This is a genomic window from Micromonospora sp. WMMD734 (genome assembly GCF_049178975.1).
Lineage (GTDB): Bacteria > Actinomycetota > Actinomycetes > Mycobacteriales > Micromonosporaceae > Micromonospora > Micromonospora wenchangensis.
This window is the reverse complement of record NZ_JBMHMK010000001.1, coordinates 574,246-587,850: the sequence shown is the minus strand read 5'-3', so window position 1 is coordinate 587,850 and position 13,605 is coordinate 574,246. Positions and strand designations below refer to the sequence as shown.

General features: G+C 73.4%; 11 protein-coding genes and 1 pseudogene. 7 read left to right on the top strand and 5 right to left on the bottom strand.

All coding sequences use genetic code 11. The features are described 5' to 3' along the window. Positions 1-516, bottom strand: a complete 516-nt coding sequence (locus ACN267_RS02655) for a MarR family winged helix-turn-helix transcriptional regulator (protein WP_204959622.1) — start codon at positions 514-516, stop codon at positions 1-3. A gap of 148 nt (positions 517-664) precedes the next feature. Between ACN267_RS02655 and ACN267_RS02650 the strand changes: the two genes are divergently transcribed. The 3 genes from ACN267_RS02650 (at position 665) to ACN267_RS02640 (ending at position 6,102) form a co-directional block, all read left to right on the top strand. Further along, positions 665-2,797, top strand: a complete 2,133-nt coding sequence (locus ACN267_RS02650; RefSeq protein ID WP_421487832.1) for an MMPL family transporter — start codon at positions 665-667, stop codon at positions 2,795-2,797. 390 nt (positions 2,798-3,187) lie between these two features. After that, positions 3,188-5,056 carry a translational GTPase TypA gene (gene typA, locus ACN267_RS02645; protein ID WP_421487831.1) on the top strand — a complete coding sequence of 623 codons (1,869 nt, stop codon included), beginning with the start codon at positions 3,188-3,190 and terminating at the stop codon, positions 5,054-5,056. A gap of 194 nt (positions 5,057-5,250) precedes the next feature. Continuing rightward, positions 5,251-6,102, top strand: coding sequence for a serine hydrolase (locus ACN267_RS02640; RefSeq protein WP_421487830.1), 852 nt, complete (start codon positions 5,251-5,253; stop codon positions 6,100-6,102). A gap of 7 nt (positions 6,103-6,109) precedes the next feature. Here the strand turns inward: ACN267_RS02640 and ACN267_RS02635 are convergent, their stop codons facing one another. After that, entirely contained in the window at positions 6,110-6,907 is a 798-nt protein-coding gene (locus tag ACN267_RS02635; protein WP_281895747.1) for a tyrosine-protein phosphatase, read from the bottom strand. A gap of 44 nt (positions 6,908-6,951) precedes the next feature. Here ACN267_RS02635 and ACN267_RS02630 point away from each other — a divergent pair, with 44 nt between their 5' ends. Together ACN267_RS02630 and ACN267_RS02625 are read left to right on the top strand one after the other, a co-directional pair. Continuing rightward, the gene (locus ACN267_RS02630) at positions 6,952-8,064 is read left to right on the top strand and encodes a mandelate racemase/muconate lactonizing enzyme family protein (RefSeq protein WP_421487829.1); all 1,113 of its coding nucleotides are present in this window, start codon (positions 6,952-6,954) and stop codon (positions 8,062-8,064) included. Between the two features lie 61 nt (positions 8,065-8,125). After that, a complete protein-coding gene (locus tag ACN267_RS02625; protein WP_204959175.1) occupies positions 8,126-9,034 on the top strand; it encodes a C40 family peptidase in 909 nt (302 codons plus the stop codon). Positions 9,035-9,086: 52 nt separating this feature from the next. On the opposite strand, the gene ACN267_RS02620 is transcribed toward ACN267_RS02625, so the two are convergent. Next, entirely contained in the window at positions 9,087-10,085 is a 999-nt protein-coding gene (locus ACN267_RS02620) for a TerC family protein (protein WP_421487828.1), read from the bottom strand. Positions 10,086-10,552: 467 nt separating this feature from the next. Between ACN267_RS02620 and ACN267_RS02615 the strand changes: the two genes are divergently transcribed. Further along, positions 10,553-10,846, top strand: coding sequence for an antibiotic biosynthesis monooxygenase family protein (locus ACN267_RS02615; protein ID WP_204959177.1), 294 nt, complete (start codon positions 10,553-10,555; stop codon positions 10,844-10,846). 497 nt (positions 10,847-11,343) lie between these two features. Beyond that, positions 11,344-12,105, top strand: a complete 762-nt coding sequence (locus ACN267_RS02610) for an SDR family oxidoreductase (protein ID WP_204959178.1) — start codon at positions 11,344-11,346, stop codon at positions 12,103-12,105. 108 nt (positions 12,106-12,213) lie between these two features. Here ACN267_RS02610 and ACN267_RS02605 read toward each other — a convergent pair. Both ACN267_RS02605 and ACN267_RS02600 read right to left on the bottom strand, forming a co-directional pair. Further along, positions 12,214-13,071 (bottom strand): annotated as a pseudogene (locus ACN267_RS02605) (helix-turn-helix domain-containing protein); the annotation flags it as partial. Between the two features lie 161 nt (positions 13,072-13,232). Then, the gene (locus ACN267_RS02600) at positions 13,233-13,601 is read right to left on the bottom strand and encodes a VOC family protein (protein WP_281895737.1); all 369 of its coding nucleotides are present in this window, start codon (positions 13,599-13,601) and stop codon (positions 13,233-13,235) included. Positions 13,602-13,605 lie beyond the last annotated feature (4 nt).

Genomic DNA, 13,605 nt, shown 5'->3' with positions numbered 1-13,605 from the left:
TCAGTCGGCCGGGCGGCGGGGCGGTTCGGCGCGGGCGGCCCGCATCGCGTCGCGGTGCTCCCGCATCGAGGCGACCATGGTGGCCAGGAACCGGTGCACGACCGCCAACTCGTCGTCGGTGAACCGGGCCATCACCTCGTCGGTACGCCGCCCGAGCGGGCCGAAGAAGCTCATCGCCAGGGCGGCCCCCTGGTCGGCGTAGTGCAGGAACACCTTGCGCCGGTCGGCGGTGTCGCGGTCGCGGCGGATGTGCCCGGCGCGTTCCAGCCGGTCGATCAGCGCGGTCACCGACCCGGAGGAGAGGTTGAGCTGTTCGCCGAGCCGGCCGGGGGTGATCGGGTCGCCGAGCAGTTCGGCGTCCATGACGGCGATCAGGGCGTGCAGGTCGGTCGGGTTGAGCCCGTGCAGGTTGGCGAACGCGTGCCCGATGTGCTGCGCGTCGACCGAGTACCGCCGCAGGTCGTTGGTGATGTCGGCCACCATCCGCCCGCGCGGGTCGTCCCGCCGCCGATACATCCCGTGCGTTGCCACGCCCGCCGTTGCCCCCTGTCGCTGCGCCCGGTTGCAGCATAGAACAGCGGCGGATAATCTCGGTCATCAAGATACTCGAACGGCGGGCTATCTCCCCGTCGGCGTTTCCACCGACAGACCACGAGGGCCACCGATGTCTCTGTTCACCCGCGTCGCCCGCAGCCGGCTCGCCGCCTGGCTCACCGTGGCCGCCGCGATCGTCGTCGGCGCGGTCGTCTTCGGGCTCCCGAGGCCCGACAACCCCGCCCCCGTCTCGGCCACCGGCCTGTCCGTGCAGTGGCAGTCGACCCAGGTGGAACGCCTCCAGGACCAGCTACCCGACAACGACGTCCAACCGGCGATCGTCGTGGTCAGCCGGGACGACGGCAGCCCGCTGACCGACACCGACCGGGCAGCCGTCACCGACCGCGCAGGCGCGCTGGGCCGGCTCGCCGTCGGCGGCCAGGTCAGCCCACCGCAGGTCTCCCCCGACGGCACCGTCGCGCTGCTCGCCGTCCCGCTGGACACCGCCGGCGGTCAGCAGGCCGTCGCCGACGAGGTGGCGAAGGTCCGCGACGCCGTCGGCGGCCTGCCCGCCGGGCTCACCGCCGCGGTCACCGGCGCACCCGCGTTCACCGCCGACCTGACCAAGGTCTTCGAGGGTGCCGACCTCACCCTGCTCGCCGTCACCGCCGGCGTGGTCGCCCTGCTGCTGCTGGTCACCTACCGCAGCCCGTTCCTGTGGATCGTGCCGCTGATCGTCGTCGCCGCCACCGAACAGCTCACCCTGCGGGCCGTCGACACCATCGTCCCCGCCGTCGGCATCAACCTCCAGGAAGGCGCGGTCACCGGCATCGCCAGCGTGCTGGTCTTCGGCGCCGCCACCGACTACGCCCTGCTGCTCATCGCCCGCTACCGGGAGGAACTGCGCCGCGACGAGGACCGGTTCGCCGCCATGCGGGCCGCCGTACGCCGGACCGCCGAACCCATCCTCGCCAGCGGCGGCACCGTCGTGCTCGGCGTGCTCACCCTGCTGCTGTCCGAGCAGGAGACCAACCGGGCGCTCGCCGTGGCCTGCGCCACCGGCGTCGTGTTCGCCATGCTCTCCGCGCTGTTCGTGCTGCCCGCCGTGCTGGTCATCTTCGGCCGGGGACTGTTCTGGCCGTTCGTGCCGAAGGTCGGCGGCCCGGCCCGGGAGGGCCGGCTGTGGGGCCGGCTCGGTGCCGCCGTGGTCCGCCGCCCGCTGCCGGTCGCCGTGCTGTCCACCCTGCTGCTCGCCGGCCTCGCCCTGGGCGGGCTCACCCTGCGCACCGGACTGTCCGAGACCGAACAGTTCCGGGCCAAGCCCGAGGCGGTCGCCGGAGCCGAGACGCTGGCCCGCACCTTCCCCGCCGGCACCACCCAGCCGGTGGCGGTGCTCACCAACCCGGCCGCCGCCGCCGAGGTCACCCGGACCGCCGCCGCCGTGCCCGGGGTCGCCTCCGCCCGGCCCGGTGTGGCCGGCGCCGCCGTCGCCCAGGTCGACGTGGTGCTCACCGACGAACCGGGCAGCCCGGCCTCCGACCGTGCCGTCGAGGCGCTGCGTGACGCGGTGGCCGCCGTGCCCGGCTCCGCGCCGCCGACCGTCGCCGGTGCCGAACCGGCTGAGGGGGCGCTCGTCGGCGGCACCGTCGCGGCCACCTACGACTCCGACGAGGCCAACACCCGGGACCTGCGGCTGATCCTGCCGATCATCCTGGTGCTCGTCTTCGCCGTGCTGGTGGCGCTGCTACGCGGCCTGCTCGCCCCGCTGCTGCTGGTGCTCACCGTGATCGCGTCCTTCTTCGCCAGCCTCGGCGCGGCCTGGCTGCTCTTCGACCACGTGCTGGACTTCCCCGCGCTGGACAGCGGGGTGCTCCTACTGGCCTTCGTGTTCCTCGTCGCGCTCGGCGTGGACTACAACATCTTCCTGGTCACCCGGGCCCGCGAGGACGCCCGCCGGGCCGGCACCCGCGACGGCATGCTCTCCGCCCTGCGGGTCACCGGCGGGGTGATCACCAGCGCCGGCATCCTGCTCGCCGCGGTCTTCGCCGTCCTCGGCGTGCTGCCGCTGATCCTGCTCACCCAGATCGGCATCATCGTGTGCCTCGGCGTGCTGCTCGACACACTGCTGGTGCGCACCGTGCTGGTGCCGGCGCTGGCGTTCCTGCTCGGCGACCGGTTCTGGTGGCCCGGCCGGATCGACCGGGAGACCGACGACGCCGCCGAGGCGGCCACTGCCGCGCCGGCCGTCGCCGCCCGGGACTGACCCGCCCCTCCGACCCGGTCGGGGGTCCCCACCTGCACCAGTGGGGACCCCCGGCCGTCGGCGTACCCGGGTGGATGTGTCGCCCGTCACGGCCGCACCGGCCACCGGGAGCAGTGCCCGGACGGGCCCGCACAGGCCCGCGTACGCTTAGGAGACCGACCAGCAGGGTCGACTCCCCCGGCACCGACAGACCGAAGATCACTGCGGCCTCGTCCGCGGTGACCGTCGCGACGACCAGGTGCCCGGCCGCCCCCGGGTCGGCCGGCCCGCCGGTGGGCTCGGCAGACCCGCCGCTGGCACGGCCGGAACAGCAGTTCCGGCACAGATCCGGGCGGTGACGGGACGACCCCGACATCTGCCCCGGCAACCGCAGACAGGAGTATGGAGGGTATGCAGCTTCGCACCGACCTCCGCAATGTCGCCATCATCGCCCACGTAGACCACGGCAAGACGACCCTGGTCGACGCCATGTTGCGGCAGGCCGGCGCCTACGGGGCCCGTGGTGAGAACACCGAGCGCGTCATGGACTCGATGGATCTCGAACGGGAAAAGGGCATCACCATCCTGGCCAAGAACACCGGCGTGCGCTACCTCCCGGCCGACGGCTCCGACCCGGTCACCATCAACATCATCGACACCCCCGGCCACGCCGACTTCGGCGGCGAGGTCGAGCGGGGCCTGACCATGGTCGACGGGGTGGTGCTGCTGGTCGACGCCAGCGAGGGCCCGCTGCCGCAGACCCGGTTCGTGCTCCGCAAGGCGCTCAAGGCGCGGATGCCGATCATCCTGGTGATCAACAAGGTGGACCGGCCGGACGCCCGGATCAAGGAGGTCGTGGACGACACCTACGAACTCTTCCTCGACCTGGACGCCGACGAGGAGCAGATCGACTTCCCGATCGTCTACGCCTGCGCCCGCGACGGCATCGCCTCGCTGACCCAGCCCGCCGACGGCTCGGTGCCCGACGACAGCACCAGCCTGGAGCCGCTGTTCCGGACCCTGCTCGACACCATCCCGCCGCCCTCCTACGACGACGGCGCCCCGCTGCAGGCGCACGTCACCAACCTGGACGCCTCGCCGTTCCTCGGCCGGTTGGCGCTGTGCCGGGTGCGTCAGGGCACCATCGCCAAGGGCCAGACGGTGGCCTGGTGCCGCACCGACGGCAGCACCCAGCGGGTCCGCATCTCCGAGCTGCTGATGACCGAGGGGCTGGAGCGCAAGCCGGCCGACTCGGCCGGGCCCGGCGACATCATCGCCGTCGCCGGCATCCCCGAGATCATGATCGGGGAGACCCTGGCCGACGCCGAGAACCCGGTCCCGCTGCCGCTGATCACCGTGGACGAGCCGGCCATCTCGATGACCATCGGCACCAACACCTCGCCGCTGGTCGGCCGGGTCAAGGGCGCCAAGGTCACCGCCCGGATGGTCAAGGACCGGCTCGACAAGGAGCTGATCGGCAACGTGTCGCTGCGGGTCCTGCCCACCGAGCGGCCGGACGCCTGGGAGGTGCAGGGCCGAGGCGAACTGGCCCTGGCCATCCTGGTCGAGCAGATGCGCCGCGAGTCCTACGAGCTGACCGTCGGCAAGCCGCAGGTGGTCACCAAGGAGATCGACGGCAAGACCTGCGAGCCCGTCGAGCGGCTGACCATCGACGCCCCGGAGGAGTACCTCGGCGCGATCACCCAGCTCCTGGCCACCCGAAAGGGCCGGATGGAGCAGCTGGTCAACCACGGCACCGGCTGGATCCGGATGGAGTGGCTGGTGCCGGCGCGGGGCCTGATCGGCTTCCGCACCGAGTTCCTCACCGACACCCGGGGCACCGGCATCCTGCACCACGTCTTCGAGTCCTACGAGCCGTGGTTCGGTGAGCTGCGTACCCGCAACAACGGGTCGCTGGTGGCCGACCGCTCCGGCGTGGTCACCCCGTTCGCGATGATCAACCTCCAGGAGCGCGGCCAGCTCTTCGTCGAGCCCACCACCGAGGTGTACGAGGGCATGATCGTCGGGGAGAACTCCCGCTCCGACGACATGGACGTCAACATCACCAAGGAGAAGAAGCTCACCAACATGCGGGCCTCGACCTCCGACGAGACCGAGAAGCTGATCCCCCCGCGCAAGCTCTCCCTGGAGCAGGCGCTGGAGTTCTGCCGCGAGGACGAGTGCGTCGAGGTGACCCCGGTCGCCGTACGCATCCGCAAGGTGGTGCTGGACCAGACCCAGCGCGGCCGGATGGCCGCCCGCCGCAAGCACGCCGGCTGACCCACCCGGGTCGCACCCGTTGCCACACCCCGCCTCACCCGGAGCCCCGGTCCGCCTCACCCGGACCGGGGCTCCGCCCGTCCTCCGCCCCGGGCCCGGCCGACTCCACCCGGGGGCCGCCGGGCCGCCCCGGCACCCTGCCCCGGGAGCCGCCGGGCCCTCCCGGCGGGCCGGATTCGGCTAGCGTCACGGGCATGACCTGGGATGACCTCGACGCCCGGCTGGACCGGGTGCCCGGCACCGTCTCGGCGTACCTGGGTCGGCTCGACGCCCCACCCACCTGGACCCGCACCCCCGACGCCACCCACTACGCGGCCAGCACCATGAAGGTGGCGGTGCTGCTGGCCCTGCACCGGGCCGCCGAAGCCGACCTCCTCGACCTGGACGACCCGGTGCCGGTGGTCAACGACTTCACCTCGGCCCGACCGGACGCACCCCGGTTCGCCTGCGTCCGGGCCTACGACAACGACGACGCCGTCTGGCAGCGGCTCGGCGGGCGGGCCACCCCGCGCTGGCTCGCCGACCGGATGATCACCCGGTCCAGCAACCTCGCCACCAACCTGATCATCGAACTCCTCGGCCTGCCCGCCGTCGCCGAAGCCTGGCGGCTCGCCGGGGCCCGGCACAGCGTCACCGGCCGGGGCATCGAGGACGCCGCCGCCCGGGAGGCCGGCACCACCAACCTGGTCACCCCCGCCGACCTGGCCGCCCTGCTCGGCGGGCTGGCCCTCGGCGTGCACCGGCCCGGCCCGCTGGCCACCCCGGCGGCCTGCGCCGCCATGGTCGACGTGCTGCTGGACCAGCGCCACCGCGAGGACCTCGCCGCCGGGCTGCCCGCCGGCACCCGGATCGCCCACAAGAACGGCTGGGTACGCGGCGTACGGCACAGCGCCGGCGTGGTCCTGCCCGACGACGCCCCCGCCTACGTGATCGCCGTCTGCGCCACCACCGACCCCGCCACCGCGCCCGACGACGCCGACGCCTGCCGGCTGCTGGCGGAGGTCTCCGCGACGGCCTGGGCCGCCCGGCACGACCTCACCGGCTGACCGGCGCTCAGTCCAGCAGGTGGGTCCGCAGGGCATCCCGGAGCTGCGGGGTCACCCCCAACCCGTCGGCCAGGTACGCGTCGAACGACCCGTGCCGGCGGCGCACCTCGTCGTAGCCGGCGTCCAGGTACTCGGGGCGTACCTCCAGCACCGCCCGGGCCGTCTCCGGGTCCAGCTCCGGCCGCCGCCGCAGCATCGCCGCCAACGCCTCCCCGCGCAGCTCCACCGTCAACGCGTTGTGCCGCAGGTAGTCGGCCCGGACCGCCTCCTCGTCGACGCCGAGCGCGGTGAGCAGCACCACCGCCAGCCACCCGGTGCGGTCCTTGCCCGCCGAACAGTGGAACAGCAGCGGCAGGTTGACCGGGTCGGCCGCCAGCCGCACCGCACGGGCGAACCCCTCCCGGGCCACCGCGCCGCTGACGAACCACCGGTACAGCTCCCCCATCGCCACCGCCGCACCCCGCCGGGCCGCCTCGTCGTGACCGGTGAGGTCGTGACCGAGCAGCACCGCCGACAGGTAGCCGAACCCCGGGTGCGCCGGGTCGAGCACCGGCAATCGGACCAGGTAGGGGTCCCCGACCAGCCGGTTCGGCGGGGCGGACGCCATCTCGGCGTCGTCGCGCAGGTCCACCACGCAGGCCGGGGCGAGCCGGCCCAGCACCGTCAGGTCGGTCTCGGTCAACCGGCCCAGCGCCGGGGTGCGGATCAGCCGGCCGGGGCGCACCCGCCGACCGTCACGGGTGGGGAGTCCGCCCAGGTCACGGGCGTTCGGCGCACCCACCAACGTCCAGCTTGCCACAGTCATCGGCGCGACTCCTTCGGTGACGACGTGCGTATAGGGTGCCGCACATGACGATCGCCGTGGTACGCACCCACCGGCTGTCCGCGCCGCTGCACACCCCGTTCGTCACCGCGCTGCGGCGTACCACCACCGTGGAGACCCTGGTGGTGGAGGTGACCGATACCGACGGGCGGTCCGGCTTCGGCGAGGCCCCGCAGGTGTGGCAGGTCACCGGGGCGTCGGTGGCCGGCGCGGAGTCCTGCGTCCGGGACGTGCTCGCCCCGGCGGTGGTCGGCCGGGACGCCGACGACGTGCTGGCCCGCTGCGCCGAGGTCGCGGCGGCGGTGGCCGGCAACGAGGCGGCCCGGGGCGCGCTGGACGTGGCGCTGCACGACCTGGCGGCACGGCGGCTCGGCGTACCCCTGGTGCGGTTGCTCGGTGGGACGGCGCTGCGGGTGCCGACGGACGTGACGCTGGCCGCCGGGGCCGGCGCGGACCTGGCGGTGGCCGCCCGGCAGCGGCGCGACGAGGGCTTCGACGTGCTGAAGCTCAAGGTCGGCACCGACCCGGCGGGCGACCTGGAACGGGTCCGCGCGGTCCGGGCGGCCGTCGGCCCGCAGGTGCGCCTGCGGTTGGACGCCAACCAGGGGTGGACGCCCCGGGAGGCGGTCCGGGTGATCCGGGGCGTCGAGGACGCCGGCCTCGACGTGGAGCTGGTCGAGCAGCCGGTGGCCCGGTGGGACCTGGACGGCATGGCCTGGGTCGCCGACCGGGTGGACGTGCCGATCCTCGCCGACGAGGCGGTGTTCGGGGTACGGGACCTGGTCGCGGTGATCCGGCGGCGGGCGGCCGACCTGGTCAACGTCAAGCTCGCCAAGTGCGGCGGTCTGCGCCAGGCCCGGACCCTGCTGGAACTCGCCCGGGAACACGGGCTGGGCACCCTCGTCGGGTCCATGATGGAGACTCAGGTCGGGGTCGGCGCGGCGGCCAGCCTGGCCGCCGCCTACCGGACCAGCGTCGTGTCCGACCTGGACGCCGCCTGGTGGCTGGCCTGGTCACCGGTGCACGGCGGGCTGCGGTACGAGGGCGCCACGGTGGTGCTGCCGGACGCGCCGGGGCTCGGCGTCACCGCGGTGACCGCAACCCCGGAGAACGAAACTAAGATTCAGCACCGAGGTTGATGATCGCAGATTTTCTTCCTATGGTCCGGATGGGGCACCGACACGTGAGCCGGAGGTCGACGTGAAGTTGGAGCCGGGCCGCGAGGCCCTCGTCCGGGTGGCCGTCGCCACCCTCTGGACCGACCCCGGCGCGACCCGCCCGGTCGACCGGCCCGCCCTGGCGGTGCCCTCGGACACCGACGGCTGGATCACCGGAATGGACGCCAACCAGCGGGTCGGTGACTGCGTGCTCAGCCAACTGCTGCTCGGCGAACGGGTGCTGGTGACCGCGCTGCACCCCGACGGCTGGGCCCGGGTCGTCGCCGTGCAGCAGGCCGCGCCCCGGCTCGACCCGCGCGGCTACCCCGGCTGGCTGCCCGCCGCCCAGCTCGCCCCGGCCACCCCCGACGGCGGCCCGGCCGGCCCGCTCGTCGTCGACGCCGTCAGCACCGGCCTACGGGTCGCCCCCGCCGGCCCGGTGGCCCTGCCGGGGGTCGTCCTCGGCACCCGGCTGCACCCGGCCGGTCCCGCCGTCGACGGGTGGCGGCCGGTACGGGTACCCGGGCGGCCCGATCCGCTGTGGGTCCCCGAGGCGGACGTCACCGACCTTCCGGCCACCCCGCCGACCGCCGACGACGTGCTCGCCGTCGCCACCCGGCTGCGCGACGTCGCGTACGTCTGGGGTGGGCTCTCCGGGCACGGGATCGACTGTTCCGGCCTGGTCCACCTGGTGTGGCGACGGCTCGGCGTGACGCTGCCCCGCGACGCCGACGACCAGGCGGCGGCCACCACCCCCGTGCCGGCCGGTGAGGAACGCCCGGGCGACCTGTACTTCTTCGCCCGACCCGGGCGGGGCATCCACCACGTCGGCCTGGTGACCGCCGGCCGGGGGCCACGGATGCTGCACGCCTGCTACCGGCAGCGGCGGGTGCTGGCCGAGCCGCTGCCACCCGACCGGGTCGCCACCCTGGTCGGCGCGCACCGGGTCTGAGCGGCGACGGGCGTCACCGGCAGTGCGGTGACGCCCGTCGGTGGCACTACGGTCAGCGACGCGCCTCGGTCAGCTCGCGCCGTCGGTCCCGGGACGACTTGACCAGGCTGGCCACCGTCGCCACGGCGAGACAGCCGATGATGACCGTCAACGACAGCCAGATCGGGATGTGCGGGGCCCAGCCGATCGGCTCACCGTCGTTGAGGAACGGCAGGTTGTTGTCGGCCAGCGCCTCCAGCACCAGCTTGACGCCGATGAAGCCGAGCACCACGGCCAGGCCGTAGCTGAGGTAGATCAGCCGGTCGAGCAGCCCACCCACCAGGAAGTAGAGCTGACGCAGGCCCATCAGCGCGAAGACGTTCGCGGTGAAGACCAGGTACGGCTCCTTGGTGATCCCGAAGATCGCCGGGATCGAGTCCAGCGCGAAGATCAGGTCGGTGGTGCCGATCGCGATCATCACCACCAGCATCGGGGTGAACAGCCGCCGGCCCGCCTCGTGGGTGGTGAGCTTCGCGCCGTCGTAGTCCCGGGACAGCGGCAGCGCCTTGCGGCTCCACCGGATCAGGACGTTCTCCTTGAACTCGTCCTCCTCCGGCTCGCCCTGCCGGGCCAGGTTGATCGCCGTGTAGATGAGGAACGCGCCGAAGATGTAGAACACCCAGGAGAACTGGGAGATCAGGGCCGCACCGGCGGCGATGAAACCACCCCGCATGACCAGGGCCAGCACGATGCCGATGAGCAGCACCTTCTGCTGGTATTTCCGGGGCACCCGGAACCGGGCCATGATGATCACGAAGACGAAGAGGTTGTCCACCGAGAGGCTGTACTCGGTGAGCCAGCCGGTGTAGAACTGGCCGGCCACGTCGCCACCGGCGGTGACCCACAGCCCCGCGCCGAACAGCAGCGCCAGGCCGACGTAGAAGCTGACCCAGAGGCTCGACTCACGGACGCTGGGCTCGTGCGGCCGACGACCGATGATGAAGAGGTCGGCGAGGAGCACCGCCGTCAGTGCGACGAGGGTTCCCGCCCACACCATTCCGGACACGTTCAATCCATTCCTCCGGCAGACACGCGGCGTCGGGCACACCGTACGCCGCGTGACGGCGAGGTGGGCGACGACGCACACACTGGTGACTGTCGGAGGTCTCTTCCGCCAGCGACCCGCAGGCGGGGCGCTGACCGGCGGAGCCGGGTCGAGCTGTCGGGGGACGCTCGACCGTGCTGACGACTCCGTCGCGGGGGAATACTCCCCTCCTCGGCCGCCATTGTTCACCATCGAGGGCTGCGGGCGCATCTCCTGCGGCGTGCATTGCCGGCAGCATCACGTTCCGACGCCAGGCCGACACCCCGGGCCGGGTCGTCCGTTCCGCTTTTTGCCTGCTCCCGGTGTTTGGTGTGCCGGACCGCCGCGCGCCGTGCCACACCGCGCAAGGCGTCCTAGGAGGCTAGGTGTAGGCGGGTGGGTGACCGGTCGCCCCGGCACACCACCGACGCGCCGCTCCGTGGCAGGCTGTCAGCATGGTGCTTGAGGTCGCGCTCATCGACGTACTGCCCGGACACGAGGACGATTTCGCCGCCGCCTACGCGCAGGCGCACGCCATCATCGTCGCCGCCGAGGGATGCCGCTCGGTCCGGATGACCCGGGGCATCGAGTCCCCCTCCCGGTTCGTGCTGCTGGTCGAGTGGGACTCGGTACAGGCCCACGAGGACAACTTCCGGGCCACCGAGGCGTTCGACAGGTGGCGGGCGCTGATCGGCCCGTACTTCGCCGGCCCGCCCCGGGTCGAGCACTTCCTCGACGTACCGGCCTGAGCCGGCCCGGGAGCGCGTCCCCGCCGCCGGGCAGCCTTGCGTCGGCGTTCCGGCGGCCGTCCGGCAACTTCCCGAAAAAATCCACCTTGGTCGATCAGATTCTGTCGTACCCCCGGGTTACCGTGCGGCGCACGCGCGGCAACCGGCCCTGACACGTTCGGGGGTGCCGGGTCCGGTGGTCGCGCGGCGAAGCCCCCTGGCCGCCGGCTGCCCGGCCCACCTCCGACGGTCCGGCCACCGGCCCGACCCCGTCGCGCGCCACCGTCGGCCACCCCCGGCGGTGCGCCGACGGGAGTGGCACACACGGCGGGGAGTCGCCGCAGGTCCGCCCCCAGGCGCACCGCCGACGCCGCCCCACGAGCGGCTCACCAGCGATGCCCCGCCCGATGGCGCACGGGGCGACAGACCTGCGGAGACGTACGCGGGATGGGCGGTCGGAGGCCGCCGTGCGGGGTTAATCCGTGGCGTCGGGACCGACCGTCCGGTTGACTGCCCGGATGACCGCACGGGTGTTCCTGGTGACCGGGGTGAGCCGACGGGTCGGCATCGGCGCGGCAGTCGCCCGCACCCTCGCCGCCGACGGGCACCGGCTGTTGCTGACCGGGCTACCCGGCTACGACGAGGCGCAGCCCTACGGCGGTGATCCGCAGGGCGTACCGGCGCTGCTGGCCGAACTGGGCGACGCCGCCGCCCACACCGCCGCCGACCTGCTCGACCCGGCCGCCCCGGCCGCGCTGGTCGCCGAGGCGGTACGCCGGCACGGCCGGCTCGACGGCGTGGTGGCGGCACACGCCTACTCCACCCGCACCAGCCTGGGCGGGTTGGACGCCACCGAGATCGACAGGCACCTGCTGGTGAACGTGCGGGCCACCCTGCTCCTGGCCGACGCGTTCGCCACCGCCTTCACCGCCGGGTCGGGCGGCCGGTTGGTGCTCCTGTCCAGCGGCCAGCGCCTCGGCCCGATGCCCGACGAGTTGGCCTACGCGGCCAGCAAGGCCGGGGTGGAGAACCTCGCCACGCAACTCGCCCCGGTGTTGATGCCCCGGGGGATCACCGTCAACTGCCTCAACCCCGGGCCGACCGACACCGGCTACGCCCCGCCCGAGGCGCACGCCGCGGTGGCGGCACTCTTCCCGTCCGGGCGTTGGGGCACCCCGCAGGAGGCCGCCCGGTTGGTGCGGTTCCTCTGCTCACGGGAGGCGGACTGGATCACCGGCCAGGTCATCGACTCCGAGGGTGGCTTCAACCGCTACCGGTGAGCCCGGACCGGCCGCCCGGCCACCGCCGTCCAGGCTCGGGGGCGCAGTCCCGAGGGCCTCCCGACCGTCGCCGCCGCTCGCGTCGTCCACCGCCGGCCCGGCGGTCAGGGCGGCGACCCGGCGGCGGAACAGTTCCACCGTCTCCGCCGTGCTGAGCGCGGCGGCGGACAGCCAGCCGGTCATCCGGTCGTAACGACCGACGTCCACGTCGGAGGCCAGCCGTACGTCGGTGGTCAACGCCTCCAGCATCACCGTGCGCGGATCGGCCGGGTCGGGGAACGAATAACAGGAGAAGGCGGTCAACGGGTACGCCCCACCGCGCGGGGCCGCCGTCCCCGGCACCACCCGGATGGTGACGTGCGGCAGCTCGGCGAGGGCCAGCAGGTGCTCCAACTGCTCGTGCCAGACGTCGGCGGGCAGGCCGGCCGGGTCGCAGACCCGCTCGTCGAGCAGGGCGGTGTAGTGCGGCGGTTCGGGGCGACGCAACAGCCCCTGCCTGGTGAGCCGGGCACGCAGGTCGGCCTCGACGTCGACGTCCGGGTGCAGCAGCCGGCCGGCCGTGATCCGCAACCTGGCGTAGCCGGGTGCCTGGAGCAGGCCGGGCAGCACCGTCGGCTGGTACTCCACGATGGTCGCCGCGCCCGCCTCCAGCTCGGCGTAGGTGCGCTGCCGCTCGCTCATCTCGCCGAGCGCCTTCCACCAGCCGCGCCCGGTCGCCGCGTCGCGGGCGATGACGATCAGCGCCTCACGCTGCGGCGACGGAACCTCGTAGATGTCGAGCAGGTCGAGCACGTCGGCCAGGTCGGGTCGACTCTGCCCCAGCTCGATGCGGGACAACTTGGAAGTGGAGGCCCAGCCCAGCCGGGCGCAGACCTGTTCCAGGGTCAGCGCCTCCCGTCTGCGCAACTGGCGCAGCTCGGCGCCGAGCCTCGCGCGTCGAATGACAGGACTCGATGACAATGGCATCCCAGCCTCCCCACGAGGGAGGGTACGCAGGATCATCACCCAGGGCAACATTTTGCTTGCACACCGCAACGCCTATCTGAGTCGTCCTCGGATGACGCCGTCGTCGTCCGGTCCCGAACGGCAGCCCCCCGTTCTCCACCGCTGCCGTTCGGGGCACCCGGTCAGGGCCGGTAGGTGCCGAACGACCAGACGTTGCCGGCGAGGTCCCGGGCCGCATAGTCCCGGGAACCGTAGTCGGTGTCGAACGGCTCGCGGATGATCTCCGCCCCGGCCGCCCGCGCGCGGTCGTGGTGGGCGTCCGGGTCGTCGACCGCCACGTAGACGGCGTAGTCGTCGTCGGCCGGCCGGTCCGGTCGACCCCGGCCGGTGCCGAGCATGACGATGCCGTCGCCGAGCGCCAGTTCGGCGTGCGCCACCGTGCCGTCCGGACCGTCGTGCACCGCGTGGACCCGGAACCCGAACGCGGCGCAGAGCCAGTCGATCGCCGCCCGCGCGTCGGGGTACCGGAAGGTCGGGTAGATGTTCGTCATGCGC